Origin of the sequence: Aeromonas sp. 603079 (assembly GCF_049172135.1) — a bacterium.
GTDB lineage: Bacteria > Pseudomonadota > Gammaproteobacteria > Enterobacterales > Aeromonadaceae > Aeromonas > Aeromonas veronii.
The window spans coordinates 1-503 of the sequence record NZ_JAAKPX010000054.1 but is presented as its reverse complement, the minus strand read 5'-3'; the positions used below and the strand labels follow the sequence as shown (position 1 = coordinate 503).

1 pseudogene is annotated in these 503 nt (G+C 63.0%); it reads left to right on the top strand.

Going from position 1 to position 503, the window contains the following annotated elements:
- A pseudogene (locus tag G5287_RS20795) lies at nucleotides 1–503 on the top strand (hypothetical protein); the annotation flags it as partial.

Here is a 503-nt window from a genome sequence, read left to right as displayed (position 1 = left end):
GCTGCTGTATTGCCGGTGGGTTGGACGCTGGATTGGCAAGCGGCTGACTGGTTGGTGCCTGCCGGATTCTTTAGCCTGGATAACCAGACCCCGATCGAGGTGGTTAGGTACCTGGCCGAGGCGGCCGGTGGCTTTGTGCTGCCACACCAGCGCAACCGCCATCTGGTCATCAAACCGCGTTACCCCACAGTGCCATGGCAGCTTGACACTGCTGTGGCCGATGTGGCGATCCCCCGCGCCATCATTACCACCTTGGGCAGTGACTTCCAGCCGGGTCATGCCGCCAACGGGATCTGGGTAAGTGGTGGCCATCAGGGCATCAGTGCGCGGGTGGTGCGCCAGGGGACGGCTGGCGAGCAACAAGCGCCGACCATCACCCACCCGTTGGTGTGTGATGTGACGGCAGCCCGTGCCCAGGGTGTGGTGGGGCTGGCCAAGACCATGCCCAAACGTACCCAGACCATTGAACTGCCGTTGTCAGCTGATACCGGCTTGATCCTGCC